This window comes from Pseudoalteromonas sp. SS15 (assembly GCF_049257195.1).
In the GTDB taxonomy this organism is placed as follows: Bacteria; Pseudomonadota; Gammaproteobacteria; order Enterobacterales; family Alteromonadaceae; genus Pseudoalteromonas.
In genome coordinates, this window is the sequence record NZ_JBMMUD010000001.1 from 630,748 (window position 1) to 655,357 (window position 24,610).

25 protein-coding genes are annotated in these 24,610 nt (G+C 40.7%); 7 read left to right on the top strand and 18 right to left on the bottom strand.

The genetic code is table 11. The annotated features are described in order from the left end of the window. The first annotated feature begins 140 nt into the window (after nucleotides 1-140). Nucleotides 141-302, top strand: coding sequence for a DUF2897 family protein (locus AAEU28_RS02720; protein WP_130256720.1), 162 nt, complete (start codon nucleotides 141-143; stop codon nucleotides 300-302). 30 nt (nucleotides 303-332) lie between these two features. Here AAEU28_RS02720 and AAEU28_RS02725 read toward each other — a convergent pair whose 3' ends face one another. Beyond that, the gene (locus AAEU28_RS02725; RefSeq protein ID WP_421962849.1) at nucleotides 333-1,703 is read right to left on the bottom strand and encodes a YjiH family protein; all 1,371 of its coding nucleotides are present in this window, start codon (nucleotides 1,701-1,703) and stop codon (nucleotides 333-335) included. Between the two features lie 66 nt (nucleotides 1,704-1,769). Beyond that, a complete protein-coding gene (gene bamC / locus AAEU28_RS02730; protein ID WP_421962850.1) occupies nucleotides 1,770-2,831 on the bottom strand; it encodes an outer membrane protein assembly factor BamC in 1,062 nt (353 codons plus the stop codon). A gap of 280 nt (nucleotides 2,832-3,111) precedes the next feature. Here bamC and AAEU28_RS02735 point away from each other — a divergent pair, with 280 nt between their 5' ends. From AAEU28_RS02735 to bcp, 3 genes are all read left to right on the top strand, one after another. After that, nucleotides 3,112-3,243: a hypothetical protein gene (locus AAEU28_RS02735; protein ID WP_421962851.1), complete on the top strand. Its 132-nt coding sequence runs from the start codon at nucleotides 3,112-3,114 to the stop codon at nucleotides 3,241-3,243. Nucleotides 3,244-3,354: 111 nt separating this feature from the next. Next, entirely contained in the window at nucleotides 3,355-3,888 is a 534-nt protein-coding gene (locus AAEU28_RS02740; protein WP_138482089.1) for a glycine cleavage system protein R, read from the top strand. A gap of 8 nt (nucleotides 3,889-3,896) precedes the next feature. Then, nucleotides 3,897-4,370, top strand: coding sequence for a thioredoxin-dependent thiol peroxidase (gene bcp, locus AAEU28_RS02745; protein ID WP_058030105.1), 474 nt, complete (start codon nucleotides 3,897-3,899; stop codon nucleotides 4,368-4,370). Between the two features lie 221 nt (nucleotides 4,371-4,591). Here the strand turns inward: bcp and AAEU28_RS02750 are convergent, their stop codons facing one another. After that, nucleotides 4,592-5,485, bottom strand: a complete 894-nt coding sequence (locus tag AAEU28_RS02750; RefSeq protein ID WP_421962852.1) for an NAD(P)-dependent oxidoreductase — start codon at nucleotides 5,483-5,485, stop codon at nucleotides 4,592-4,594. Nucleotides 5,486-5,549: 64 nt separating this feature from the next. Here AAEU28_RS02750 and AAEU28_RS02755 point away from each other — a divergent pair, with 64 nt between their 5' ends. Next, complete coding sequence (locus AAEU28_RS02755; protein ID WP_404390166.1) at nucleotides 5,550-6,134, top strand: glutathione peroxidase; 585 nt, start codon at nucleotides 5,550-5,552, stop codon at nucleotides 6,132-6,134. Then, the gene (locus AAEU28_RS02760; protein ID WP_421963090.1) at nucleotides 6,100-7,080 is read left to right on the top strand and encodes a 2-hydroxyacid dehydrogenase; all 981 of its coding nucleotides are present in this window, start codon (nucleotides 6,100-6,102) and stop codon (nucleotides 7,078-7,080) included. Before AAEU28_RS02755 ends, AAEU28_RS02760 begins: the two co-directional genes overlap by 35 nt. Before the next feature lie 12 nt (nucleotides 7,081-7,092). On the opposite strand, the gene AAEU28_RS02765 is transcribed toward AAEU28_RS02760, so the two are convergent. From AAEU28_RS02765 to rpoE, 11 genes are all read right to left on the bottom strand, one after another. Further along, the gene (locus AAEU28_RS02765; protein WP_421962853.1) at nucleotides 7,093-7,932 is read right to left on the bottom strand and encodes a kinase; all 840 of its coding nucleotides are present in this window, start codon (nucleotides 7,930-7,932) and stop codon (nucleotides 7,093-7,095) included. 72 nt (nucleotides 7,933-8,004) lie between these two features. After that, nucleotides 8,005-8,739 carry a pyridoxine 5'-phosphate synthase gene (gene pdxJ / locus AAEU28_RS02770; protein WP_138482097.1) on the bottom strand — a complete coding sequence of 245 codons (735 nt, stop codon included), beginning with the start codon at nucleotides 8,737-8,739 and terminating at the stop codon, nucleotides 8,005-8,007. A 4-nt stretch (nucleotides 8,740-8,743) separates the two neighbouring features. Beyond that, on the bottom strand, nucleotides 8,744-9,433 hold the full coding sequence (gene recO, locus AAEU28_RS02775) for a DNA repair protein RecO (RefSeq protein ID WP_349286159.1): 690 nt from the start codon (nucleotides 9,431-9,433) through the stop codon (nucleotides 8,744-8,746). Further along, on the bottom strand, nucleotides 9,434-10,333 hold the full coding sequence (gene era / locus AAEU28_RS02780) for a GTPase Era (protein WP_138562540.1): 900 nt from the start codon (nucleotides 10,331-10,333) through the stop codon (nucleotides 9,434-9,436). Next, nucleotides 10,323-11,000 (bottom strand): ribonuclease III, encoded by a 678-nt coding sequence (gene rnc / locus AAEU28_RS02785; RefSeq protein ID WP_138482104.1) that lies wholly within the window; start codon nucleotides 10,998-11,000, stop codon nucleotides 10,323-10,325. The genes era and rnc overlap by 11 nt, the downstream gene beginning before the upstream one ends. Before the next feature lies 1 nt (nucleotide 11,001). Further along, nucleotides 11,002-11,937 carry a signal peptidase I gene (gene lepB, locus AAEU28_RS02790; RefSeq protein WP_421962854.1) on the bottom strand — a complete coding sequence of 312 codons (936 nt, stop codon included), beginning with the start codon at nucleotides 11,935-11,937 and terminating at the stop codon, nucleotides 11,002-11,004. A gap of 12 nt (nucleotides 11,938-11,949) precedes the next feature. Continuing rightward, entirely contained in the window at nucleotides 11,950-13,737 is a 1,788-nt protein-coding gene (lepA, locus tag AAEU28_RS02795; protein ID WP_421962855.1) for a translation elongation factor 4, read from the bottom strand. A gap of 69 nt (nucleotides 13,738-13,806) precedes the next feature. Further along, nucleotides 13,807-14,256, bottom strand: coding sequence for a SoxR reducing system RseC family protein (locus tag AAEU28_RS02800; RefSeq protein WP_421962856.1), 450 nt, complete (start codon nucleotides 14,254-14,256; stop codon nucleotides 13,807-13,809). Further along, complete coding sequence (locus AAEU28_RS02805) at nucleotides 14,253-15,203, bottom strand: MucB/RseB C-terminal domain-containing protein (protein WP_421962857.1); 951 nt, start codon at nucleotides 15,201-15,203, stop codon at nucleotides 14,253-14,255. The genes AAEU28_RS02800 and AAEU28_RS02805 overlap by 4 nt, the downstream gene beginning before the upstream one ends. Further along, entirely contained in the window at nucleotides 15,203-15,808 is a 606-nt protein-coding gene (locus AAEU28_RS02810; RefSeq protein ID WP_421962858.1) for a sigma-E factor negative regulatory protein, read from the bottom strand. The genes AAEU28_RS02805 and AAEU28_RS02810 overlap by 1 nt, the downstream gene beginning before the upstream one ends. Nucleotides 15,809-15,810: 2 nt before the next feature. Beyond that, nucleotides 15,811-16,392, bottom strand: coding sequence for an RNA polymerase sigma factor RpoE (gene rpoE / locus AAEU28_RS02815; protein ID WP_058030117.1), 582 nt, complete (start codon nucleotides 16,390-16,392; stop codon nucleotides 15,811-15,813). Nucleotides 16,393-16,627: 235 nt separating this feature from the next. Between rpoE and nadB the strand changes: the two genes are divergently transcribed. After that, nucleotides 16,628-18,223 carry an L-aspartate oxidase gene (gene nadB, locus AAEU28_RS02820; RefSeq protein WP_421962859.1) on the top strand — a complete coding sequence of 532 codons (1,596 nt, stop codon included), beginning with the start codon at nucleotides 16,628-16,630 and terminating at the stop codon, nucleotides 18,221-18,223. A gap of 36 nt (nucleotides 18,224-18,259) precedes the next feature. Here nadB and AAEU28_RS02825 read toward each other — a convergent pair whose 3' ends face one another. The 4 genes from AAEU28_RS02825 to AAEU28_RS02840 all read right to left on the bottom strand — a co-directional run bounded on the left by AAEU28_RS02825 (nucleotide 18,260) and on the right by AAEU28_RS02840 (nucleotide 24,605). Then, nucleotides 18,260-18,703 carry a hypothetical protein gene (locus AAEU28_RS02825; RefSeq protein WP_421962860.1) on the bottom strand — a complete coding sequence of 148 codons (444 nt, stop codon included), beginning with the start codon at nucleotides 18,701-18,703 and terminating at the stop codon, nucleotides 18,260-18,262. Further along, nucleotides 18,684-18,935 (bottom strand): succinate dehydrogenase assembly factor 2, encoded by a 252-nt coding sequence (locus AAEU28_RS02830; protein WP_390440870.1) that lies wholly within the window; start codon nucleotides 18,933-18,935, stop codon nucleotides 18,684-18,686. Before AAEU28_RS02830 ends, AAEU28_RS02825 begins: the two co-directional genes overlap by 20 nt. 114 nt (nucleotides 18,936-19,049) lie before the next feature. Beyond that, nucleotides 19,050-22,673 carry a sensor histidine kinase gene (locus AAEU28_RS02835; protein ID WP_421962861.1) on the bottom strand — a complete coding sequence of 1,208 codons (3,624 nt, stop codon included), beginning with the start codon at nucleotides 22,671-22,673 and terminating at the stop codon, nucleotides 19,050-19,052. 75 nt (nucleotides 22,674-22,748) lie between these two features. After that, complete coding sequence (locus AAEU28_RS02840; protein ID WP_421962862.1) at nucleotides 22,749-24,605, bottom strand: alkaline phosphatase D family protein; 1,857 nt, start codon at nucleotides 24,603-24,605, stop codon at nucleotides 22,749-22,751. Nucleotides 24,606-24,610: the final 5 nt, after the last annotated feature.

The following is a 24,610-nucleotide window of genomic DNA, read 5'->3' on the forward strand; positions in this document are numbered from 1 at the left end:
TCTGTATTAATCTTAAATGCGCAGATCATAGCAGCTCATATATATAAAATCTTATTTTTTCAGCTGAATTCAAGGTATCTTAATGAAACTTTCGAAATTATAATGACAATATAATTTGAAATCGATTTAAGGGCCCTATCATGGCATCAACTAAATTCGAGACTTGGCAAGTCATACTTATCATTATTGGTGTTCTAGGTATTATTTGGAGTAATATCGCGCTGCTTAAATACTCAGCTAAATTTGATATAAAAAAGAAAATTGATAAGCAGATAAAACCAGATAATGAAAAAGAAGAGTAAAGCTTACAACCTTTACTCTTCCTGAATAACTTACACTAACCAATGCGCCATTAAAGCAATCACGGGTAATGTTACTAACGTTCTTAAAATAAAAATTGTGAATAATTCTAGGATGTTAACCGGAATTTTACTCCCCAGAAGTAAAGCGCCAACCTCAGACATATAGATAAGCTGTGTCACACTCATCGCTGCAACAATAAAGCGCGTTACATCGCTTTCAATACTGCTGGCAGCAAGAATTGAAGGAATAAACATATCAGCAAAGCCAACGACGATAGTTTGTGCTGCTTGAGCCGCTTCTGGCACTTGTAACAATTCAAGGTATGGAACGAATGGCGTCCCTAAATACTGAAAAACAGGCGTATATTCAGCAATGATCAGTGCAAACGTACCCACAGCCATCACCACTGGAAGCACAGCAAATACCATATCTAGTGCGTTGGTCATCCCCTCTTTCAATGTGCCTTTAACACCAGGTGCTTTTTCAGCTTTCTCTAGTGCTACAGATAACGCATGTTGAAACAAGGTTTTACCTTCGGGTACGGCTTCTGCATCATGTGCAGGCTCAGTGCCATCAATATAGGTAGATTTTTTAAAGCTTAAAGGCGGTAATCGAGGCACGATGATCGCAGCGACAAAACCAGCTAAACATACGGTTAAATAGAAAGGCGCAAATAAATGCTCAAGCTTTACTTGGCCAATGACCACTAAGCAAAAAGTGATCGAAACAGCTGAAAAAGTTGTTCCAATAATAGCTGCTTCTTTTTGTGTATAGTATTTTTCTTCATATTGACGAGCAGTCATTAAAATACCCACACTGCCATCACCTAACCAAGAAGCCACACAGTTAACCGCACTTCTACCTGGTACTCCGAATAATGGACGCATTACTTTTGTAAGCAAAGTACCCACCAGCTCTAGTAAACCGAAATTAAGTAGTAAAGGTAACAACAATCCCGCGAGTACAAACACAGAAAATAACACAGGTAACAGGTCGTTCAGTACCAAGGCGCCGGTATGATCAGCATGGATAAAAGCAGGACCTACTTTAAAAAAAGTCATTAATATAAATGCTGCACCCAATAAACGGGTCACTAACCAAATCCAACTCACATCAAACAAATGTTTAAACAGTGCAAACTGCATCAAGGCTTTTGGCTTCAACAGTTTGGCGACTAAACTTAAAACAGCCGTAACACAGACAACCCCTACAATCATAGCGTGAATAAAAGGCGCAACAAATGCTTGCAGTTTTTTAGCTAGTACAGCAATGGGAATAGTCATTGCTTCTCCAACTGAGACCGGTGTCATAAACAAAAATACACCGATTAAAGACGGTACAATAAACGCAAACAAAGTACGCCAGTGCACTTTATCTTTTTGATAAGGTTGAGTTGTCATTATTATTTACCTATAAAAACGCAGAAAAGAGCCGCAGCTCTTTTCTGTTCTTCAAATATTACTTGTTTAGATTGATAAGCCTTTGCTACCAATTGCTTTATTTAGCTTCTGTTGTAATTCACTTAACAACTCAGCGGTTAAAGCTTCACCATCATTGTTTCGCCATGTCACTGATGACTCTTTATCTGATAACGAAGATATTTTGATACGATAATCACCTTCTTCAATTGGTAGAATAGTCACTTCATCACCCCAAATAGAGTCCCATACGCTATCTTCAGGCTTTTCATATCTAACATGTAGTTCGTCTTTTTCTCCATCAACACTGATGATAGTAAAATTAAGCCGCTCTAAAACATTGGCTAGATTTGCAATGACAACATTAAGTGGTTGTGCTGCAACCATAGCAGCATTGCCTTTCGGGTCGAAGCCCATATCTAATGCCAATTGACCTTGTTGTTTGCGAAGCTCAACAAGTAATAAACGGTATTGATAATCGAATTCAGCAACAACTTGATTCAGCGCACGCACTTCTAATTGCTGTTTAAGTAAATCAGTTAATTCAACTTCATCACTTTGGTAATCGACAAGTTCAGCACTTAACGACGCGGTTCTTTGGTGTTCACTTTGAGAAACCGTAAATTTATATTTTTGTTTAGACGGCGTAGTCTCTTCTTGCCAAAACCACTTTGAAGAAGGCGTGATCACTGAATACCAATCGGTAAGTGCCTCACCTTGATTTTTGTTCATGCTTTCGAAACCAGCTTGGTTGCCAGCAACAACAGAATCAACGGCTTGCCAAATAAATGAAGTCAAATCTTCAATGCCATCGTTTTTATCAAAAAATACTCTAGCGAGTTTGTCATTTTGTTCAACCCAAGAGCCAGCAGCAAGTGTGAGTACTTGTTGAGGCGGGCGCAATGCAAGTGCCTCAGTATCGTTATTGTACTGTGCTTCTTGCATAACATAAGTTGGATCTTTGTAAGGCTGTTTTAGATCACCCGGAACTTGAACTGCTTTATTAATACGGTAATTTCTTTCGTGGTGGGTGTCATTCGTGAAAACACTACATCCAGATAAACCAAGGATCACGCCTAACGCGACCGTTTTTGGGATCCAATACTGCACTGATTATTCTCCTTAGCAGACCCTGTTATTTAGTTATATGAGTCGGGCATGCTTAGTTTGGTTCACTGTAAAAGCGAAAATTATTATTGTGACTAAACTTTCTTATAAATTTTAATCACTTAGAATCTTTTACTTAAAAAATTCTCAATATGTTACTTGTCTATCCACACAAACACAAGAAACGCCAGCCTTTTAAAAGTTGATAACCACAGTTACTGTGCGTTATTAAGCGTATTGTGATACACTCTCGCGCGACTTTTTCATTGGAAAAGGTTTGTTTATGTTCAATACATTAACAAACACATTGTCTGAATGCTTAGATGGCTTTTGCTCAGCGCAATGTAAAAGTAAATTATCGAATATTTTCAAATTCGACAAGCTTGATGAACTTGCGCTAGCTCAAAGCATGTAATGTTCTGTTGTGTCGAAATAAAGCATTAAGAAGACGCATTTTACTTAGAGAATCAGCGTTGCTGTTTTCGTTTAGATGCATACGAAACAAATAAATTAATTTGGCGACTTAATGACCGCATTTACAAACCAACAATTAGTACTAACTGCAATAGGCGAAGATCGCTCAGGTATCGTTAGTGAACTCACTCAACTCGTCAGCGACTGCCATTGCAATATCATTGATAGTCGTATCGCCATTCTAGGGCGAGAGTTTACCTTCATAATGCTTCTTAGTGGCGATATGGCCGCCATCAGCCGTGTTGAGCACACCCTACCTGTTAAAGGCATGGAGCTCGGTTTGCTTACCATGATGAAACGTACCAGTTCTCATACCGAAGACGATTATATTGGCGCTTATAATTTAGAATACACTGGCATAGACGCGCCAGGCACTCTCAGCAAAGTGACACGTTTTATCGCAGAGCATAATGTCAGTATTGCATCGTTAAAATCTGACACGTATGAACAAGACAATGAATTACATATGCGCTGCGAGTTAGAATTAAATTTACCTGCACAGATCGATCTTGACGATTTCAAAGTACAATTCGAAGCACTTTCAAGTACACTCAATGTAGATTACATTTTAAGACGTATTCGCTAAGGATATATATGAACACATTAAAAGCAGGTGACAACGCACCTTTATTCTCGTTACAAAACCAAAATGACGAAACAGTCGAGCTAAAAACCTTATTAGAATCAAACCAAGTTTTAGTTTACTTCTATCCTAAAGCGTCAACACCTGGTTGTACGGTTCAAGCTGAAAACCTACGTAACGAAAAAGCACAACTTGCTGAGCTAAATACTGTTGCGGTTGGTATTAGCCCAGATCCAATCAAGCGTTTAAAGAACTTCGAAACTAAGAAAGAGTTAAACTTTGACCTATTATCTGACGAAGATCATGCCATTGCAGATGCGTTCGGTGTGTGGGGTTTGAAGAAGTTTATGGGTAAAGAATACGATGGTATTCACAGAATTAGTTTCTTAGTGTCTCAAGATGGCAAAATCAAACATGTATTTGATAAATTCAAGACTAAAGACCATCACGAAGTAGTAATTAACTTCCTAAAAGAAAACGCATAATCGTATTTTTCTAAAAGCAAAAAGGTATGCTAAACGCATACCTTTTTTGTTTTACGCCTAGCGTACGTTACTTTTTATACCAATCCTCTTAATTAAGTAATCTATTTTGAGGCAAGGAAAACTCGTCGATAGCAAGGCGAAAATTTTGCTGTTTAGTTGTTCTAAATAAGAAATTTTCAACGAAGCTAGCGTCAGTTTTAGTCCCTCGAAATGATTGGGTATTATTGAGGATTGGTATTATCGTGAATCGCATCTAATCGTGCTAATAAACTTGAAGTGTCAAAACGCCCACCACCTAGCGCTTGAACGTCAGCATAATATTGGTCAACCATTGCGGTCAGTGGAATACTTGCGCCGTTGTTTCGCGCTTCATCAAGCGCAATGCCCAAATCTTTACGCATCCAATCTACCGCAAAGCCGAATTCATATTCACCCGCTAACATGGTTTTATAACGGTTTTCCATTTGCCATGAACCAGCAGCGCCTTTTGAAATTGTCTCAATGACTTTTTCACCATCAAGGCCTGCTTGCTTAGCAAAATGAAGTCCCTCTGCTAAACCTTGTACTACACCTGCAATACAAATTTGATTAACCATTTTACAAGTTTGACCTGCACCAACAGGCCCTAATAACTGGCTAAAACGACTAAACGTAGCCATAACAGGTTGCACTTTATCAAATACTGATTGTTCACCACCGACCATTACGGTCAGTACGCCATTTTCAGCACCGGCCTGACCACCTGATACGGGCGCATCAAGAAATGCGATTGATTGCTCTGCCGCCTTTTCAGCTACTTCTTTCGCAACTTTTGCCGATGTGGTTGTATGGTCAACTAAGATAGCACCTGACTTCATACCTGCAAGCACGCCATCTTCACCATACACAACCGAGCGTAAGTCATCGTCATTACCAACGCACATAAATACAATTTCAGCCTGCTCTACTGCCAATTTTGGCGAAATTGCAAAATCACCGCCATGCTCTTTAGCCCAAGCTTCAGCTTTGGCTGTGGTGCGATTAAACACGGTTACTTGGTAACCCGCTTTCTGTAAATGCCCAGCCATTGGAAAGCCCATGACACCTAAACCAATAAAAGCCACATTCATTGACATAAAATTGTCCTATTTGTTTGTTAGGGTATGAAGATTGGAGCTTTTATACCCAAGACGCTTGGGTATGGCAAATGAAATAGACACATGCGGATTAAAAATAAAAAGCAATCTACTCGCTTTGGATGTATTAATTATGGATAACATTTATAGATACAGTATTGATTTACTTAATGGCAAAAAACTTCCAATGAGTACTTTTGAAGGTAAAACCTTGCTCATTGTGAACATTGCCAGTAAATGCAGCTTTGCAAACCAAGTTGCCGGATTAGAATCTCTCTACAAAGAATACAAAAAAGATGGTTTTGAAATATTAGCGGTACCCTGTGATCAATTTGGTCATAGCGAGCCTTTATCTGGTGAGCCTTTACTCGACTCTTATAACAAGTACTTCACTGCCAGTTTTTATATTTCACAAAAACATCATGTGCTTGGCCCTGATGCACACCCTATTTTTAACTATTTGAAAACGCATACACGAGGCATAGTGCAAAATCGGGCAATTAAATGGAATTTCACTAAGTTTTTAGTAAACTCAAAAGGTGAACTCGTCGCACGTTATGCGCCTAGAACTAAACCAGAATCACTAAAAACCGCTATTGAGAGTCAGCTTTATGATGAAAGTCGCCTTGTTCAGCTCGCAAAGGTATGAACAACCCTATTTCGAACACGCATTATCAAACACCAGTAATATTAGCGTCTCGCATTTTAGCGAAGCATTAAATGTGCAAACTGCACCACTATGTTCGGGCTTTCAAGCTGTCTGCGCCTTTGTAAACGATGACTTATCAAGCCCTGTATTAGAATTATTAGCTGAGCAGGGCATACGCTGTATCGCATTAAGATGCGCAGGCTTTAATAATGTCGATATAGCATGCGCTAAAAAACTCGGGATCACCGTAGTTCGCGTACCAGCCTACAGCCCTGAAGCCGTTGCAGAGCACTGTGTTGCCTTAATGTTGACGCTTAGTCGTAAAACCCATAAAGCTTATAACCGAGTAAGAGAAGATAACTTCGACCTAAATGGCTTACTCGGTTTTAATCTGCATAAAAAAACGATCGGTATTGTTGGTGCTGGGAAGATTGGCCAAGCCCTGATCCGAATTCTCAATGGCTTTGGTGCAGAGGTTTTAGTGTTTGATCCCAATGTTGGCGAAGGCTCTTATACTCAAGTTAGCCTAGATATGTTAATGGCCCAAAGTGACATCATTTCTCTGCATTGCCCTTTAAATGAAGCCACTCATCATATCATTGATGAAACTGCGTTTAATAAAATGCAAGACGGAGTCATGCTCATTAATACTAGCCGCGGTGCGCTCATAGATACTCAAGCCTGTATTCAAGCACTTAAATCAAGAAAATTAGGTTACTTGGGACTAGATGTCTATGAACAAGAGTCAGAGCTGTTCTTCAAAAATCGCAGTGAAGAAATTTTGCAAGATGACTTATTCGCTCGCTTAGTGAGCTTTCCTAATGTACTTATTACAGGTCACCAGGGGTTCTTCACAGAAGAAGCACTTGAGCAAATTGCTGATGTGACAATTGGTAACTTGAGTGACTTTAGTCAAAACAAACCACTATTGAATGAAGTGAGTTAATTTAAACTAAGTTTAAGTAGCCACACTAAATTGTCGGTTTTCATCAAGCTTGATGTGCAAGTCGCTACGTGCACTCAAGCTTTCAATACCCCAACGCGTTAATCGCTCAAAATATTGAATAAATGCTGTAACTTCTTCATCACTCATGCCAGTCCCTACTCGTTTTATTAACTGGTGTTCTTGCTGTAAACGCCAACTGTAAACACGCTCGAAGCTTTGCGCATTTAAAAAGACTAATTTATCGAAAAGTGCAAACAGGGCTTGATAATCATCCGATAAGAATTGATTTACTCGATCACGGTATACCCCATTTGAGTCTTGCGTTGCTTCAAGATCATTCACCGGCATCTTTAAGTGGTCACGACTTTGAGGCAGTAGCCCTAAGCACCAACCTTCAAAAATAAGTACCTTGGGCTTATTTATGCTTGTTAACCACTTAGCACTGCTATATGGCTCATCGGTCGCCTTATTAAAACGAGGTAAGATAAAATCCTCACTATTTTTAAATCGTTTTACTTGCTCAATAGCAAAAGTAATATCGTGCGTACCTGGCACGCCTCGCACTGTAAAAAGCGGATGGTAGTGAATAGCTCGCTCTGCTCTTTGTGCTTTTGATAAATAAAAGTCATCTAAAGAAACAATCTCAGTAACAAAACATTGGCTCTCCAAGTAACTCTTTATATAAGCTGATAATGTTGATTTACCACTGCCCTGAGCACCATTGATGGCTAAACAAAATGGGCTCTTTTGATGTGATAATACTGGCTCTAACCAGTCGATCACACACTGCACATTTTCTGGGTAACTTTTTAAAAGAGTATGCTTCTCTAAAAACTCTGTTTGCCAACGCATATTGACCTCTTATAAATGAAACACATATAGAAAAGGCCGCATGGGCGGCCTTTTAGAGTACATGTAAACTTATTAAGCTTGTCTTGCTTCTAACATGATACGTTTCATGTCACGTACGGCTTTTTCAAGGCCGTCAATCGCTGCGCGTGCAATGATGGCGTGGCCAATGTTCAGCTCATAGATTTCAGGCATTTCAGCAATCGGCTTTACATTGTGGTAATGCAGACCGTGACCTGCATTCACTATGATCCCTAGACCGTGCGCATATTTCACGCCTTCACGAATGCGCTCGAGTTCTTGTGTCATTTCTTTATCTGTTTCGGCATCGGCATAAGCACCTGTGTGGATCTCGATATAAGGTGCTCCAGTTGCTTTTGCAGCATCAATTTGTGCTTTATCAGCATCAATGAATAACGATACTTTAATACCCGCAGCTTCTAGTTTGCTTACTGCGTCAGTGATTGCTGCTTGATGTGAAATAACATCAAGGCCACCTTCAGTGGTTAATTCTTCACGCTTTTCAGGTACTAGGCACACATATGCAGGCTTCACTTCAAGCGCAATATTGATCATTTCTTCAGTCAGCGCGATTTCAAGATTCATACGAGTTTGAATGGTTTTGGCCATTACATAGACATCTCGGTCTTGAATATGACGTCTGTCTTCACGTAAATGTATGGTAATACCATCAGCACCGGCATGCTCAGCAACCGCTGCCGCATGCGCTGGGTCTGGATAACTAGTACCACGAGCTTGTCTAAGCGTTGCAATATGGTCGACGTTAACGCCTAATAAAATATCTTTCATTGCCTTACCTTGATAAAAATAATTCTCGGCTCTTTAAAGCCTTGTTTCCTAAAAGTGGTTTTAATAAATACCGACTTAAATACTTTGCAGGTTTGCGCACCTCAGGATCTGCAAACTCCCCACTTGCCATGCGATTAAGTACTTTACCATTAAACCCCATTTGCGGGTTGTCGGTAACAACGAAGCCTAATTCTGGAATATATTGGTAATAATATTTATCTTTTATCTCATCACCATCTGCATCCATGTCAAACTCAACCCCAAACCCCAAAGCTTCAAGTAACTGATACTCATAAGAACGTAATACGGGTTCAAAGTCATTACAGTCTACTAGTTGTTTTAGGTGTTTTTGATATAGCTCGTAAATATATTCTTGTGGCTCACTGGCTGGGATCACTCTATAACTGAGCTCATTCAAATAAAAAGCACAATATAGCGGCTTACCTTTTAAAGGAAGTGGGTTTTGTACTAATTCGAATTGGTTTAAATATTTAAGGTCGTAGTTGCCAGCATAACGGCACAAAATTGGGGTGAATGGTTGAAGTTGGGCACTGTGTTTAACTGACTGTTTGCCTTTTAGTCTAGCCAACATGGTTAGGTGCCCGACACCTTCAACAAGCATACTTAGCATGGCCTGAGAGTCACTGTAAGGACGTCTATGCAGTAAGTAAGCTTGTCGAAAGTCGTTATGCAATCAGTCTTCTCCGTAGCCTAGAGAGCGAAGTGCACGCTCATCGTCAGCCCAGCCAGACTTCACTTTGACCCAAAGTTCAAGAAATACTTTGTTATCAAGCATATCTTCAAGGTCTTTACGGGCTTCACGACCGATAACTTTAAGCTTTTCGCCTTTATTACCGATTACCATACGCTTTTGTGATTGACGTTCAACTAAGATCAAACCATTGATCTGCCAAACGCCATTGTCTTGCCATTTAAACTGTTCGATTTCTACGGTCACAGAGTAAGGGAGTTCGTCACCCATGAAACGCATGAGCTTTTCACGAATGATTTCGGCCGCTAAGAATCGCATTGAGCGATCGGTAACGTAATCTTCAGGAAAGTAAAACTCACATGCAGGAAGACGTTTGCGAACCTCATCTTTCACTAAATCGATATTTTTACCGTTCTTAGCAGAAATTGGTACGATGCCAACAAAGTTGCCCTGCTCACTCAGCCACTGCATATGCGGAAGTACGGCTTCTTTGTCTTTTACGTTATCCGTTTTGTTCATAACGATAAGCACTGGACGACCACTGTCTTGGACTTTTTTTAGTACCATTTCATCGTCTTTCGTCCAGAGCGTGCCTTCGACCACAAAGATGATCAGTTCAACATCACCAATTGAGCTTGATGCTGCACGGTTCATTAAACGGTTAATCGCACGTTTTTCTTCAATATGAAGACCCGGCGTGTCGACATAAACGGCTTGATAGTTGTCTTCAGTATGAATACCCATAATACGGTGACGGGTAGTTTGCGGTTTACGCGAGGTGATACTGACTTTTTGTTCAACAATTTTGTTTAGTAACGTTGATTTACCCACATTAGGGCGACCAACGATTGCGATCATGCCGCAGTGCGTATTAGGCGTCATTCTTTAAAATCTTCAATGCTTGCTCTGCTGCTTTTTGTTCCGCCTTGCGACGTGAACTGCCCACAGAAATAATGCTTTCCATCCCTTCCACTTCACATTCAACCGTGAATGTCTGGTTATGTGCCTGACCTTTTGTGTCGATCACTGTGTAATTTGGTAAAGGCAGTTTTCGAGCCTGTAGAAACTCTTGCAGTAATGTTTTCGGATCTTTTTGGTTGTGACCCGGAGAAATTGCCGCTAAACGAGATTCATACCATGTCAAAATAAGCTTAGTACAAGAATCGATATCTGAATCTAAGAAAACTGCGCCAATAATCGCCTCAACAGCGTCAGCAAGTGTCGATTCGCGTCTAAAACCACCGCTTTTTAGTTCGCCTGGCCCTAAACGAAGGTAATCACCTAAATTAAACTCAACACCAAATTCAGCTAAAGTTTGACCGCGTACAAGCGTCGAACGCATGCGACTTAAATCGCCTTCACGTGCTTTAGGAAACTTTTTGTATAACGCATCGGCGATCACGTAGCTCAAGATAGAATCGCCCAAAAACTCCAAACGTTCATTATGTTGGCCTTTGTGACTACGGTGAGTCATAGCTTGTTCAAGCAATGACTCGTCACTAAATTCATAGCCTATTTTTTTATATAATTCTGCTACACTTCTTTTCATTTTATTGAATATTACCTAGGCGTTCAAAACGAACACCGGTTGGAACCCACCCTGGTAACAGGCTATCTGGGCCATTATCAAAATCAAAACTCATCCAAATAAATACCGCTTTGCCCACTAAATTTTCTTTAGGAACAAACCCCCACATACGACCATCTTGACTGTTATTACGGTTATCACCCATTACAAAATAACTGTCTTTAGGCACTACCCACTCATCTTTACGAGTACCAGCTTGCTGGTAATAGCGATCAGTAGATTCTAAAGCTTGTGGATTTATTAGAATGTCATGTTGTGCACCTGGTAAGTCTTCAGTCAATCTTACCAAAGGCATTGGTCCTTGCATAAATTCATCACGGTTAACAATATCAAGGCCTATTTTATTGTATTCACCACACACTAGGTTGTCAGTGCGCTCTTTACCTGCTTCACAATTAGGCTTGATAAAAAGTTGGCGGTTACGATAAACAATACTGTCTCCCGGTAAGCCAATGACGCGTTTAATAAAGTCAATTCGCTCATCCAGTGGGAATTTAAATACCGTAATATCACCGCGCTCAGGTTCACCGACTTCAATCATCTGTGAACGCCAAACCGGATCTTTAATGCCATACGCATATTTTTGAACCAAAATAAAATCACCATCTAATAGCGTTGGCATCATAGAGCCTGATGGTATTTGAAATGGTTCAAAAATAAACGAACGGAAGATGGTGATCGCAGCAATCATCGGAAAAATTGATTTTGCACCCTCTACAATGGCAGGCTCAGGGGCAATCTGCGCAATCACATCATCATCAAGAGGAGTTTGCGTGGCGCCTTGTGCCAACGCAATTCGTTCTTTTCGCTTTGGTGCGAACATGTAATGGTCAATCAACCAAATCAAGCCTGACCCAAGAGTCAAAAGCACCAAGAATACAGAAAAATAGCCTGCCATTAATAAGTCCTGTTATTTACCTACTTTAAGGATTGCTAAGAATGCATCTTGAGGAACTTCAACGTTACCCAATTGCTTCATTCGCTTCTTACCTTCTTTTTGTTTTTGAAGTAGCTTTTTCTTACGACTCACGTCACCACCGTAACATTTCGCGATTACGTTCTTACGTAACTGCTTAACTGTTGTACGCGCAATAACATGCGTACCGATAGCTGCTTGGATCGCAATATCGAACATTTGACGAGGAATTAGCTCTTTCAACGCATCAGCCAACTGACGGCCACGCTGTTGAGAGCCTTCACGGTGCGCGATAATCGCCAGTGCATCAACACGATCGCCGTTAATTAGAATATCAACCCTAACCATATCAGAAGCTTGGAAGCGCTTAAAGTTATAATCTAGTGACGCAAAACCACGGCTCGTTGACTTGAGCTTATCAAAGAAGTCCATCACAACTTCCGCCATCGGTAGCTCGTAAGTCACAGCAACTTGGTTACCGTGGTAAGCCATCTTAGTTTGAACACCACGCTTCTCAATACACAATGTAATTACATTACCAAGGTATTCTTGAGGAACAAGGATATTCGCTTCCACAATCGGCTCACGAATTTCGATGATGTCATTAACTGGAGGTAACTCTGACGGGTTATCGATTTGAATAACGCCATCTTTTGTTTCCACCTCATACACTACCGTTGGTGCAGTAGTGATAAGGTCCATGTTATATTCACGCTCAAGACGCTCTTGAATAATTTCCATGTGTAGCATACCTAAGAAGCCAACACGGAAACCAAAACCAAGTGCTGTTGAGTTTTCAGGCTCGAAGAATAATGACGCATCATTTAGGCTTAGCTTGTTAAGCGCATCACGGAAAGCGTCATATTCGTCTGAAGCAATCGGGAACATACCCGCGTAAACCTGTGGCTTAACGCGTTGGAAACCAGGTAAGCGTTCAGGCGCTGCATTTTGTGTCAGGGTGATTGTGTCACCTACAGGTGCACCATGGATATCTTTAATACCCGCAATCACAAAGCCTACTTCACCGGTTTTCAACACTCCCGTGTTTGTCTGCTTAGGCGTGAAAATACCAACATGATCAGCAATATGTGTTTGATCTGTTGACATAATCTTGATTTTATCACCTTTACGTAATTCACCATGTTTAATACGTACCAGTGATACAACGCCTTGGTATGGGTCAAACCAAGAATCGATAATTAGCGCCTGAAGAGGTGCTTCAGGGTTGCCTACTGGCGGTGGTACATCACGTACAATATTTTCTAGTACGTCTTTAATACCAATACCTGTTTTTGCTGAACATTGAACGGCTTCTAGCGCGTCAATACCCACGATTTCTTCAATTTCTTCAGCTACGCGAAGTGGATCGGCCTGAGGCAAGTCAATTTTGTTTAAAATTGGAATAACTTCTAAGTCCATTTCAATCGCGGTGTAGCAGTTTGCAAGAGTTTGTGCTTCTACACCTTGACCCGCATCTACAACTAATAGTGCACCTTCACACGCCGCAAGTGAACGTGATACTTCATAGGTGAAGTCAACGTGTCCTGGCGTATCAATGAAGTTAAGTTGGTAAGTTTCACCATCATCAGCCGTGTAGTTTAACGTTACACTCTGTGCTTTGATTGTGATACCACGCTCACGTTCGATGTCCATCGAATCCAGAACTTGCTGCTGCATTTCACGATCTGTTAAACCACCACAGACTTGGATTAAGCGGTCAGACAAAGTTGATTTGCCATGGTCGATATGGGCGATAATAGAAAAGTTACGGATATGCTTCATATTTCTGGATTCTAAACTTCTTAAGTCATTAAATTAGATATTAGGGTGGGATTTTACATTTTATTTGCGCTAATCACCATCTATTTGCTTCACAGAGAAACTAATTGGGTAAATTTTTACCACTTTTACTTGGTGTTTAATGCGACTAACTCTATAACGAGCGACTAAAAACCCCAACACGCCACCCATTAACGCAAACAAAATCTGTAATGGTTCAGATAAATTTAACAACAACGCGCCAATAAACATCATTATAAATGCGCCCATTAATGGGGCCATATAGACCCAAGCGCCATGATTTACTAGCTGACTGTCATCAAGGGACAGTTTTATTTTTTGACCTACTTCAACAGACTCACTTAGGTCAATGGGAAAGAGTTTCTTATGTGTACCAAAAAGGCGGCTAAATATTTGTGAGCCACATTTACCATTACACCCTTCACAGGCTGGTTTTGGTTCGGCTTGGAGATAAGCAGTCGTGCCGCGAATTTTCGCGACACTCAAGGTTTGTTCTATCATAGAGCTCGTTTTACAGACTCAGCAATGCTCTTCGCTGTTTGCGGAGGAATTTTACCTACCACAGATACATCAAAAGCACCTGAGTTGTGAACATAAACAGTTGTTGCGCCTGATGATAACGCGCCACTCGGTCTTTTACCAGCCAGCGGTCTTTGCACAAACACTGAAAATTCAACTAACCCGTCTGAAAATAAATAATAATCTGCAAGTTCATTATTTAAATCTAATTTATGTCTATCGGCTTTTAACAAGGTAAACCCTTGTGGTAACCAATCGATCTGCCAATTAGACTGAGATTGTGGGCTTATCACATTTTCACTAACTAGAGTTGGTTCAGGAAACTCTCTGTTTAAGAGCTCGACAAGCTGTTGTGCAGGCTCAGACGTAACACTAATGTGTGTAAGCTGAAGTTGTTCGAGCAATTCACCGGCTTGATTCACATAAGCCGCTTTTAATAACAGTGATGATTCAGTATCAATCCACAACCAGTAATTGTATTTACCACTGTCTTTTGATTCTAAACGAACGAGCTGAGCAGGACGTCCTGCGATCCGCCCTTTTCCGCCAAGAACAAAATCATAATCTTGTTCTAATACCACTATGTCTTTAAAAAGTACTTCAGGGATTGGACCAGCAATTGTGTCAGTTTTAATTGAATAAGGTGTCGACTGTGGCTCAAAGTAAGTGACCTTGTCATCAACACGGACAATTTCAAGGCCTGCACCATTAAGTAAACTTAACAGCTCTAACTCTTGATTTTGATGTTGTGCATGTAACCAACGGTATGGCTCCATGCCCTTTTCTTTCATCACTACAAAAGAAGCATCAAAATTTCTTTGATGCACAGCAGTTGCCATATTTTGTAGTAACTGTTTTGCGGAAAGTAGTTCAGAAGCCTGAACTACCATGGAAAAACATAAACTAATAAGAAAAATAAACGGCTTCATTAATTAGATTCTTTACTCTCTTCTACTTTCTCAGTTTTTGCCTGGTGTAAAGCATGGGCCATTCTAGATTGACGTTGATGTTCAAGTACAAGTGCGCCAATGCGTTGCTGCTGAAGCTCTCTCACCCCTTGCTGGGCGCTTTGTAATGCTGAGCCCTCGGAGGAGAAACTCACTGGCGCAACACCACCTGCCACAGGAATGGACTGCAGTACAGGTAAATCATCACCAACAACTGGTGTCTGCTGCATGGTGTTTACACCTAATACCGCAACTAATGCAACGCTCGCCGCTATCGCGATTTGAGAAAACGGCTTTTTCCAGCTACTGATACTGACAACATTAGTTTGCTCTGGCTGATGAGCGACCTCTTCAATGCCTTTTACATTGTGGCAAGGTTCATCTGCCAATGCTGCTGCAACGCTTGCAGTAATGTCAATTGTTATTGCATTATCGCTTTTAGCTCTCAATGCATCACCTATCATGGCATAACGCGAAAACTTTTCAGAGTCTAATTGACTTAAACTTGCATCATCTAGGATGCGCTCACCGTCAAAGATCTCTGAAGTGCTTACTTGTTCATTCTCAGCTTTATTAGCTTGGGCCATATTTACGACTCACTAATCATTGGGTTTAAATTATTATCAATTGCTTCTCGCGCTCTGAAAATTCGCGATCTGACTGTGCCAACCGGACAGTCCATAATCACTGCAATTTCTTCATAGCTCATACCCTCTATTTCTCGAAGGGTAATGGCTGTTTTTAAGTCATCAGGCAAGCCATCTATGGTTTTATAAATAACCGCTTTAACTTCATCACTCAGCAATAAATTCTCGGGCGATGCATTCGAACGAAGCGAATCTGCGTTATCGTAGAGTTCAGCTTCTTCAGCATCAATATCGTTGGCTGGCGGTTTACGACCTTGAGCCACCAAATAATTTTTAGAACAGTTAACCGCAATACGGTATAGCCAAGTATAAAATGCACTCTCACCTCTGAAATTAGGCAGAGCACGATACGCTTTTATAAACGCTTCTTGTGCTACGTCAGCTATATCGCTTTGATTTGATACATATCGAGAGATAAGACCTGCGATTCTGTTTTGATATTTGGCAACTAAGAGGTTGAAGGCGTTTTTATCTCCTTGCTGTACCCGCTTGACCAATGCTAAATCCAATTCCTGCTCGCTCATTCGAGCCGGTACTCCTCTTTTTTATAATTGTAACTAAATGTGAGTTGCCATCTTTCACAGCAATTGAGACACACTAATAAATAAAAAGTTCTGTTTTTTTGAAATTTTTTTTAAAATATCGTTCAAACGCCTAAAATAACCTCTTTTTGAAAGTCTATTTTGGCTTAACGTTCGTACTTTTACGATCATAGTACACTTGTTAATGTACATCACATAGAAAAACGAAGATTCGAATATGAAACAAATCAATAACCATGAAACTGACGTGGTTGTCATTGGTAGTGGTGCTGCCGGATTGAGCCTTGCACTTTCACTTGCTGAACACTGTAGCGTTACGGTGATCAGTAAAGGGTCTTTAAAAGAAGGGTCTACACTTTATGCTCAAGGTGGCATAGCAGCTGTTTTTGATAAAAAAAATGACAGTATTGAATCGCACGTTGAAGACACGTTAGCAGCCGGCGGCGGTTTATGTGACAGGGATGCTGTGCACTACACGGCAAGTAATGCAAAAGCTTGTTTAAAATGGTTAATTGAACAAGGTGTTCCTTTCGACATGGAGTTTGATAGCAAAGGTAAAGAGCGCTATCACTTAACGCGTGAAGGTGGACATAGCCACAGACGTATCCTGCATGCTGCGGATGCAACAGGTAAGGCCGTTCAAACCACATTGGTTAGCCAAGTACAATCTCACAACAATATTAAGCTGCTTGAAAACTACAATGCCATAGATTTGGTAAAAGATACTAAATGTTCCATTCAACCTGTAAAAGGTGTCTATGTTTATAATCGTCTTGCCGACAAAGTAGAAACGATTTCTGCCAAGTTTGTTGCCCTTGCCACCGGTGGCGCGAGTAAAGTCTATCTTTATACTTCTAACCCTGATGTGTCTAGCGGTGACGGCATTGCAATGGCGTGGCGCGCAGGTTGTCGTGTTGCGAATATGGAATTTAATCAATTCCATCCAACTAGCCTCTATCACCCCGAATTGCAAAACTTTTTGATAACAGAAGCGATGCGCGGTGAAGGTGCTCACTTAAAGCGCCCTGATGGCACACGATTTATGCCTGACTTTGACGAGCGTGAAGAACTCGCACCGCGTGATATTGTTGCCAGAGCGATAGATTTCGAAATGAAGCGCTTAGGCGCAAACTGTGTTTATCTAGACATCTCACACAAAGACAAAGACTTTATCATTGAGCACTTTCCCACCATTTACGCAAAGTGTTTGAGTGTAGGGTTGGATATTACAAAAGAGCCAATACCTGTCGTACCAGCAGCACATTATACCTGTGGCGGTGTCATGACAGACTTTAATGGTCAAACCGACTTACAAAATCTCTATGCGATTGGAGAAGTCGCTTATACAGGTCTGCACGGCGCGAACCGTATGGCGAGTAACTCATTACTCGAGTGCATTGTTTTCGCACATGCAGCAGCCAAGGATATTTTGTCTAAACTTGAAAACTCACAGGCGCCTGATCCAATCAATCAGTGGGATGAAAGCCAAGTAGGCAATTCAGACGAAGAAGTCGTGATCACCCATAACTGGCATGAGCTAAGATTATTTATGTGGGATTATGTCGGCATAGTTCGTTCAACAAAACGCTTAGAACGAGCATTACGACGAGTTGAGCTGTTACAACAAGAGATCCAAGAATATTATGCCAACTTCAGGGTTAGTAATAACTTATTAGAACTCAGAAACCTAGTACAAGTTGCTGAGTTAATTATTCGTAGTGCCTTAGAACGTAAAGAGAGTCGTGGCTTGCACTACACACTCGACTATCCTGAACAGAGTGACAACCCTACACCCACGGTTTTAAAACCGTAGACAAAAAGCGGTTCTCTCTCTTCAAAACCGATCCTCTTAAATGTTCGAATCATTTTTGAGGATTGGATTTCTTTCATTCAAAGCGAATCGACACATTCTTCGCCAATCTTTTTCACTCATCGAAGAAGCCAAAAATTGTATGGTTTCTGATTTTTCTTGGGTGGTTCTGACTTTTAAAGATAAGACGGAAAACTGAAGTTGTGCTGAAATAATATGTCCAGATACCGCCCTTTCACTATGCACTTCGATATAATTATCTTCACAGTCAAGTAACAGTGTTCCACTACGTGGCGTCGTATCTTGGGTAATTTTATAAAAAAGTAAAAACGCTAAAACTGCAGCGATGCAAATAAACAAGAAAGAAATCAGATGTGCAGAAACGAGAAAGGTGGCAAAGCTTAAAACCGACAAGAACAGCGCTACGACCCTGAAGTCTTGCCGGTTATCTGCAAATAAAATTTTATACTTTGACGCGGCCAAGTATAAACTGAACCATTTTGTTTAGCTCTGGATCTGGACACTTTTCATGGCCCATAAACCAAGCAAATAAATCAGGATCTTCCACTTCAAGTAAACGTTGAAAAATTAGTTTGTCAGGGTCAGGCAACTCGTCAAAAGCTTCATCAACAAACGGTCCAAGCAGTACATCTAGTTCTAGCATTCCCCTTCTACAGGCCCATTTTAGTCGTGATTTTGGAAAAAGCTGAGTCATCTATAACCTCAAAGTAATTAGAATAATCTAGAGTGGTGAGTATATAAAATCAGATAACACATTAAAATGCTACACAGCCGAAAAGTTGATATTAAGCAATGTATATCAGTAATCTTAGAGTAACTCGACAGGCAATTTCAGTTTTATATTGATGCCCTCCCCTAATGTGGAGCTACACTTGATTTCCCCTTTTAAAAGCTGCGTTATCAGGTTATAAACTATATGCATGCCCAAACCGCATCCGCCTTGATTCCGTTTAGTGGTTACAAAAGGGTCAAACACTGTTTTAAGCATTTCAGCACTCATTCCCTTACCATTTTCATCATAGCTCAGATGCCAAAATTCTCCGTCTTGGTGAATAGAAACTTTGATATTGCCAGACTCAACGCCTTCAAAACCATGGATCATCGAATTGTTTAATAAATTAGTCATTACTTGATATATTGCACCAGGGTAGGTGTGCAATTCAAAATCTTCGCCTTCTATGTCTATCTCTACTTGCTTTCCTTTTGTTAAGGGGACCAATGAATCAAATACTTCTTTTAGATAAGCTTTTATAAAGATGTTTCTTGCTTGTTCACTCGATTGGTCAACAGCAACTTGCTTGAAATTACTAATTAAGCTTTGCGCCCTATCTAAGTTTCTTAAAATCAGTGCATAACCCTGGTTTTGTTCATTGATTGCATTATCTAAATCTTGCTGCCTCAGTGACTTGTTCTCAAGCTTATGCTCTATCGCAGCCAAACTTTCTTGGTTGTATGTAAGTGCTGTCAATGCGACACCTAAAGGCGTGTTTATTTCGTGGGCAACCCCTGCGACTAAACTACCTAGTGACGCCATTTTTTCACTTTCGATCAGCTCTTGTTGTGTATGTTGCAGCTCCATCATCGCTTGCTCTAGTTTCTGATTCTTTTTATAAAGTTCATCGGTTCGCATTGCGACATTAATCTCTAATTGCTCGTTTAGCTTTTGTAATGCTTCTTGATTTTTCTTAAGCTCCGCAATGTCCTTTAGTGCTCCAGCAATGCGCGTTGCTCTGCCGTCCTGATCACGTTTGACGACTTTCCCCCTATCAAGTACCCAGGTCCATTGCTCAAATAAGTCTTTAACTCGTATGGCTATTTCATAGCTGTCTGTTTTGCCTTCTATACATTCACGTACTTTTTCTTCAACCAATATACAGTCTTTTGGATGAACGAATTGATCAAAATCGTCAATGGTCATCACTGTGCCTGCATCACCATAATCAACTTTCGAAGACACTGTATGACGATAAATTTGATTGCTATTCACATGCCAATCCCATAGCTCGTCACCACTGGCCCAGAGTGACCACTCTAACCGCTGCCTCAGCTCAGACATTTTAATATTGTCACGCACAACTTTTTTGTATCTCTGTTGACGGGCATAAACAACAGAGGCTATAAGGGTTAATACTAAAAAGATATAAAAGCTTTTAGAGCCAGTATTCCACCACCAAGGCGCTGCAATACTGAGTCTGAATTGATGAACCGGTGAAGCAACATTAAAACGGTTAATGGTATACGCTTCGACAGTATAGTTTCCTGGTTTGAGTTTTAATAAGCTTACTTGTCTTACTCCATTTGCCAGTTTTAACCATTGCTCGCTCAATCCTATAACGCGATAATAAAACTGATTTTGCTCTGCGCCATAATCCAAGCTGGAATAGTTCAAAGAAATAATGTCTTGGTTATGTTTTAGCTCTAGCCCCTCAGCCAGTTCAGGGGCAACCGACAATACAGACCCTTCTGCAGGTTTAAGTGACTCGCCCAATAACTCAATTTCGCTAACTAATAATGGCCTTGCAGAATTATCTACATCGAGTTTTTGCGGGTAAAATTGATTGAACCCTTTCGCACCACCAACAAACAACCGCCCATCAGGTGCCAACCAAGCAGCGTTATAGTTAAACTCATTGTCTTGAATGCCATCGGTCGGCGAAAAGTTGTGCACATTAAAGTTACTGATATCAATACGACTGAGCCCGCCACTTGTTCCAGCCCAAACATGCCCTACTCCGTCATAAATAAGGCCCCAAATCGCAGTATTACTTAATCCTTCATTTTGTGTGAAAGTGCGATCAATACTAAAGTCACTTTGAATAAGGGTGATCCCTTGCTCACTGGCGACCCATACTCTGCCATAGGCGTCTTGAACAAGCATGAAAACCAAATTAGACAGTAGTCCATCTGATGTATTGATTTGTTGAAGTTCATCCCCTTTATAGCGGAATAACCCATTGCCAATACTGCCAAACCAAAGCTCTTCTTTTACAACAAGCAATGAAGAAACATGGGAAGGTGCATCAAGTGAACTTGCAAAATACGGCATTAACTTACTCGTATTTTCATTAAAAAACATCAGACCCATTGTTCTTGAGGAGAGTAATAACACGCCGTCATACAGAACAATATCGTTAAAACTTAACTCCGGCCCATTTCCAAAGTCGGGCTTAAAATGCTCCAGAGTTTCTGTCTCAAATGAGAACCGAAACACACCATTGCCGCGTGTTGCTATCCATAAATCGCTGCCATACATGAATAACTTAGTTATAAAACTACCTTGCACAGCAACTAACGCCTTATAAATAAATTGCGACTCGATAAACCCTTGCCCATTGAAAACATAAACCCCCGCTGAAGTACCTACCCAAATTCTATCTAGCTTATCAATAGCAAAACTGCGAGTGTCTGGCGTGGCCAAAGGCGAATCTGGATAGTTATCTGTACTGACATGTCCAAACGATTCGCTCAGTTGGCTAAAAAAATGTAGACCTCGGGTTTCTGTACCAATCCAAATGCCTTTATTTTCGTCTCTCATAACGGACAAAATATTATTATCTTGAAGGCCATTTGCTTGCTGACGTTTATACCAATGGTTTAACAAGGTGCCATCGAAATGGAATAAATAGACACCGTTATTTGTCGCGAGCAATATTTCATTGGTCGAAAGATACAAATTATTGAGGGTGATGTTCGAGACTTCAGCAAACGTTTTCGACCATAAAACTCTGCTATATAACAAATCATAAACTATCAGCTCTTCACTTTTCGTCAGCAGGAATACTCTTTGCCCCCTAACCTTGAGCATCTTGAACTCACCTTCGAATAGCAATAGCGACTGTTGCTGCTCGTTAATTTTCATTAAACCTTTGTCGGTGAGATAATAAATGTTGTTATTTTGTGTCTCTGGTGAGCGAATGAAATTGCCCACTACGGGAGATTGGCTAACTTCTAATGTACTTTTATTAATTTGATAACTTTCACCATTGGCGGTCGACACCAACACATGTGCGCTTTGACAAGTTAAATCATTCACTCTGTCAGAGGTTATCGCGTCAAAGTCACTTGCCAAAAAAGAATGAAACCGCCCATTTTGGGTATTGTAGCGGCTTAACCCTGTATGTGTGCCTATCCATACATCTTGACCGCTGATACAAATATCGGTGATAAAACCACCAGACAAACTATTTTTATCTTGTTGTTTTGGTTGAAACTGTTTGAATTCATGGCCATCGAACCTATTCAAGCCCGCTTGTGTGCCCACCCAAATATAACCAAACTGATCTTGAGCTAGCGCTGTAATGGAGCTTTGTGTGAGACCTGCACTATAATCGTAAGAACGCATGATCTGCGCCGTATCGGTAAACTGCGGCACTGCCAGTACCAATTGACTAGAAAAAAGCAGAAATAAAAAAGATAGAATTGTCGCTCTCATACCCTGCCATCAAACACACCAAAGTGTTTTAAATATAGCAAAGCTATTAAAACTCACTAGAAAATAAACAAGTTTTTAAAGTTCAAAATCGCTTTTTGTGCCGTCAGCATGCAACAGGTAGTAACCTGCGAGTTTGTTGTTTTCAAGCTCAATAAGGCTGATCGCAGCGTGAGATAAAAGATAAGGTGATCGTAAATGCTCAGAACGACAGAGGTGCTTAGTCACTTTCATCTGCCAGCGCTTGGTAAAAAAGTTGAGCGGACTCCATCTTGCATATAAAAATGAGTCTAAGTGGTCAAAACACTTCAACAGGGTTTTAGGGAATTCATTTTTAATCCCTGATGCAGTTAATTGCCAAATACGGTTATCATGTTGACCAAAACGCGCTTGCACAGAAAAGCAAAAAGAATAGTGTACGTCGCCCGATAAGATAATAGTTTCTATCGGCGTGTCACTACGTCTAAAAATATCCATCAGTTTTCTTGCTGCACCTTCGTGAGCCATCCAGTTTTCAACATCCACAACCAGTGGGTGACCACAGGCATTGAAAATGGCTTGCACCGCTTCAATGGCTTTTACCCCAAATACTGGCGCAGGAGACACTATAATTGTTTCTTTTTGATGCTGAAGTTGAGTTTGAAGAAACATCAGCATTTCCCAATCCATTAAGCCACTGGGCTCATTAAAGTCTTGCTCATTTCGCCAACGGTGTGTTCTTGTGTCTAACACAACCAGTTTTGGCGTTGTTTCAAGGCAGTAATGCCAATTATCAAACTGATGAAGGTGCGTATCAAATTTTGTCAGGTGCCATTCACATGTATTTAGACTAGAGCTGAAATGGGTTAAAAGCGTTTTAGACACTGAACCTGCGTCATTACCCAGCCCTTGGAAGAGCCAATAAGACAACAAACCATTGCTAATAATTCGTTGACTGGCTGGATTTGACGAAATATTTTGCTCCCATTGAGCGGTTAAATTCCAATCGTCCGTGACATCATGATCGTCAAACATCATCAGAGTTGAAACATTTGCAAACAGCCTTGCAACTTTTGGCAAGCTCCTTACAAAGCCTTTTAAACTTGTTTTTTGTAACTCGTATAATTCAGTATATTTGGCGTTTGCACTCTTAAAATGTGCTGTTTCAAAATCAAATAACTGCCAGCACGCTTCGCTGTGTGCTAATAAATAGTACGCAATAAACTCTTCTAGATAAATGAGGTGATTCACCGCATGGCTACTGGTGAAATGCGGGTCATCCTTACGAAGCCAATAGCCTAAACTGCGTTTTGAACGTTCTTGCCAAGGCGTTTTTGGCAAATGTGGCGTTCTTGCAAATAATTGCTCAGATAAATTATCAGGTAAATTTATATATTCAGTTCGGGCTTCTTTGAACAAACCGAGTTGCTCAATAACAGCATAGATGGCTTGAAGCATTGGCCCGGCCACATCATCGGCATAGATTTGATCGCCTGAAAGCAATAATAAGGTTGGCGCTGTTGTTTGATTGAGTCTCGCCTGAGAGAGCGTTTCATCTGCACTCGCTAACGAATCTTCTACAGGGTAATGCGGATTGCGACAAGAGCCGTGTAACACTTGCTTTAAAACATGAGGAATAACTAACTCAGGCGTATCGGCATGGGCATAACAATAAGCTGACAAATCCGCTTTAATATCATCAAGATACAACGTATAGCCTATTGCTGTATCGACAATAAGCTCACCACTTTTTGGTTTCACATTCACTATGTAGAAAAAACAATGCTTACCCAGTGGTATTTCGAGTACTTCGTTTTCAACTTCAGTGCCTGTAAACTCAAAACGTACAGCCCGAGGCATTGAGGTAACAAGTTGCAAACACACATTACTAGGCTCAGCCCGACGAACCATCGGGCCAAGTAAAAGTTCTGGAAGGTGTGTATTTACAACTGACATAACGA

What these genes read in the sequence shown, in the direction of transcription:
- AAEU28_RS02720 (WP_130256720.1), top strand. Translation starts at nt 141, where the DNA reads ATGGCATCAACTAAATTCGAGACTTGGCAAGTCATACTTATCATTATT.
- AAEU28_RS02725 (WP_421962849.1), bottom strand. Translation starts at nt 1,703, where the DNA reads ATGACAACTCAACCTTATCAAAAAGATAAAGTGCACTGGCGTACTTTG.
- AAEU28_RS02735 (WP_421962851.1), top strand. Translation starts at nt 3,112, where the DNA reads ATGTTCAATACATTAACAAACACATTGTCTGAATGCTTAGATGGCTTT.
- AAEU28_RS02740 (WP_138482089.1), top strand. Translation starts at nt 3,355, where the DNA reads ATGACCGCATTTACAAACCAACAATTAGTACTAACTGCAATAGGCGAA.
- bcp (WP_058030105.1), top strand. Translation starts at nt 3,897, where the DNA reads ATGAACACATTAAAAGCAGGTGACAACGCACCTTTATTCTCGTTACAA.
- AAEU28_RS02750 (WP_421962852.1), bottom strand. Translation starts at nt 5,485, where the DNA reads ATGTCAATGAATGTGGCTTTTATTGGTTTAGGTGTCATGGGCTTTCCA.
- AAEU28_RS02755 (WP_404390166.1), top strand. Translation starts at nt 5,550, where the DNA reads ATGGCAAATGAAATAGACACATGCGGATTAAAAATAAAAAGCAATCTA.
- AAEU28_RS02760 (WP_421963090.1), top strand. Translation starts at nt 6,100, where the DNA reads ATGAAAGTCGCCTTGTTCAGCTCGCAAAGGTATGAACAACCCTATTTC.
- AAEU28_RS02765 (WP_421962853.1), bottom strand. Translation starts at nt 7,932, where the DNA reads ATGCGTTGGCAAACAGAGTTTTTAGAGAAGCATACTCTTTTAAAAAGT.
- pdxJ (WP_138482097.1), bottom strand. Translation starts at nt 8,739, where the DNA reads ATGAAAGATATTTTATTAGGCGTTAACGTCGACCATATTGCAACGCTT.
- era (WP_138562540.1), bottom strand. Translation starts at nt 10,333, where the DNA reads ATGACGCCTAATACGCACTGCGGCATGATCGCAATCGTTGGTCGCCCT.
- rnc (WP_138482104.1), bottom strand. Translation starts at nt 11,000, where the DNA reads ATGAAAAGAAGTGTAGCAGAATTATATAAAAAAATAGGCTATGAATTT.
- lepB (WP_421962854.1), bottom strand. Translation starts at nt 11,937, where the DNA reads ATGGCAGGCTATTTTTCTGTATTCTTGGTGCTTTTGACTCTTGGGTCA.
- lepA (WP_421962855.1), bottom strand. Translation starts at nt 13,737, where the DNA reads ATGAAGCATATCCGTAACTTTTCTATTATCGCCCATATCGACCATGGC.
- AAEU28_RS02800 (WP_421962856.1), bottom strand. Translation starts at nt 14,256, where the DNA reads ATGATAGAACAAACCTTGAGTGTCGCGAAAATTCGCGGCACGACTGCT.
- AAEU28_RS02805 (WP_421962857.1), bottom strand. Translation starts at nt 15,203, where the DNA reads ATGAAGCCGTTTATTTTTCTTATTAGTTTATGTTTTTCCATGGTAGTT.
- AAEU28_RS02810 (WP_421962858.1), bottom strand. Translation starts at nt 15,808, where the DNA reads ATGGCCCAAGCTAATAAAGCTGAGAATGAACAAGTAAGCACTTCAGAG.
- rpoE (WP_058030117.1), bottom strand. Translation starts at nt 16,392, where the DNA reads ATGAGCGAGCAGGAATTGGATTTAGCATTGGTCAAGCGGGTACAGCAA.
- nadB (WP_421962859.1), top strand. Translation starts at nt 16,628, where the DNA reads ATGAAACAAATCAATAACCATGAAACTGACGTGGTTGTCATTGGTAGT.
- AAEU28_RS02830 (WP_390440870.1), bottom strand. Translation starts at nt 18,935, where the DNA reads ATGACTCAGCTTTTTCCAAAATCACGACTAAAATGGGCCTGTAGAAGG.
- AAEU28_RS02835 (WP_421962861.1), bottom strand. Translation starts at nt 22,673, where the DNA reads ATGAGAGCGACAATTCTATCTTTTTTATTTCTGCTTTTTTCTAGTCAA.
- AAEU28_RS02840 (WP_421962862.1), bottom strand. Translation starts at nt 24,605, where the DNA reads ATGTCAGTTGTAAATACACACCTTCCAGAACTTTTACTTGGCCCGATG.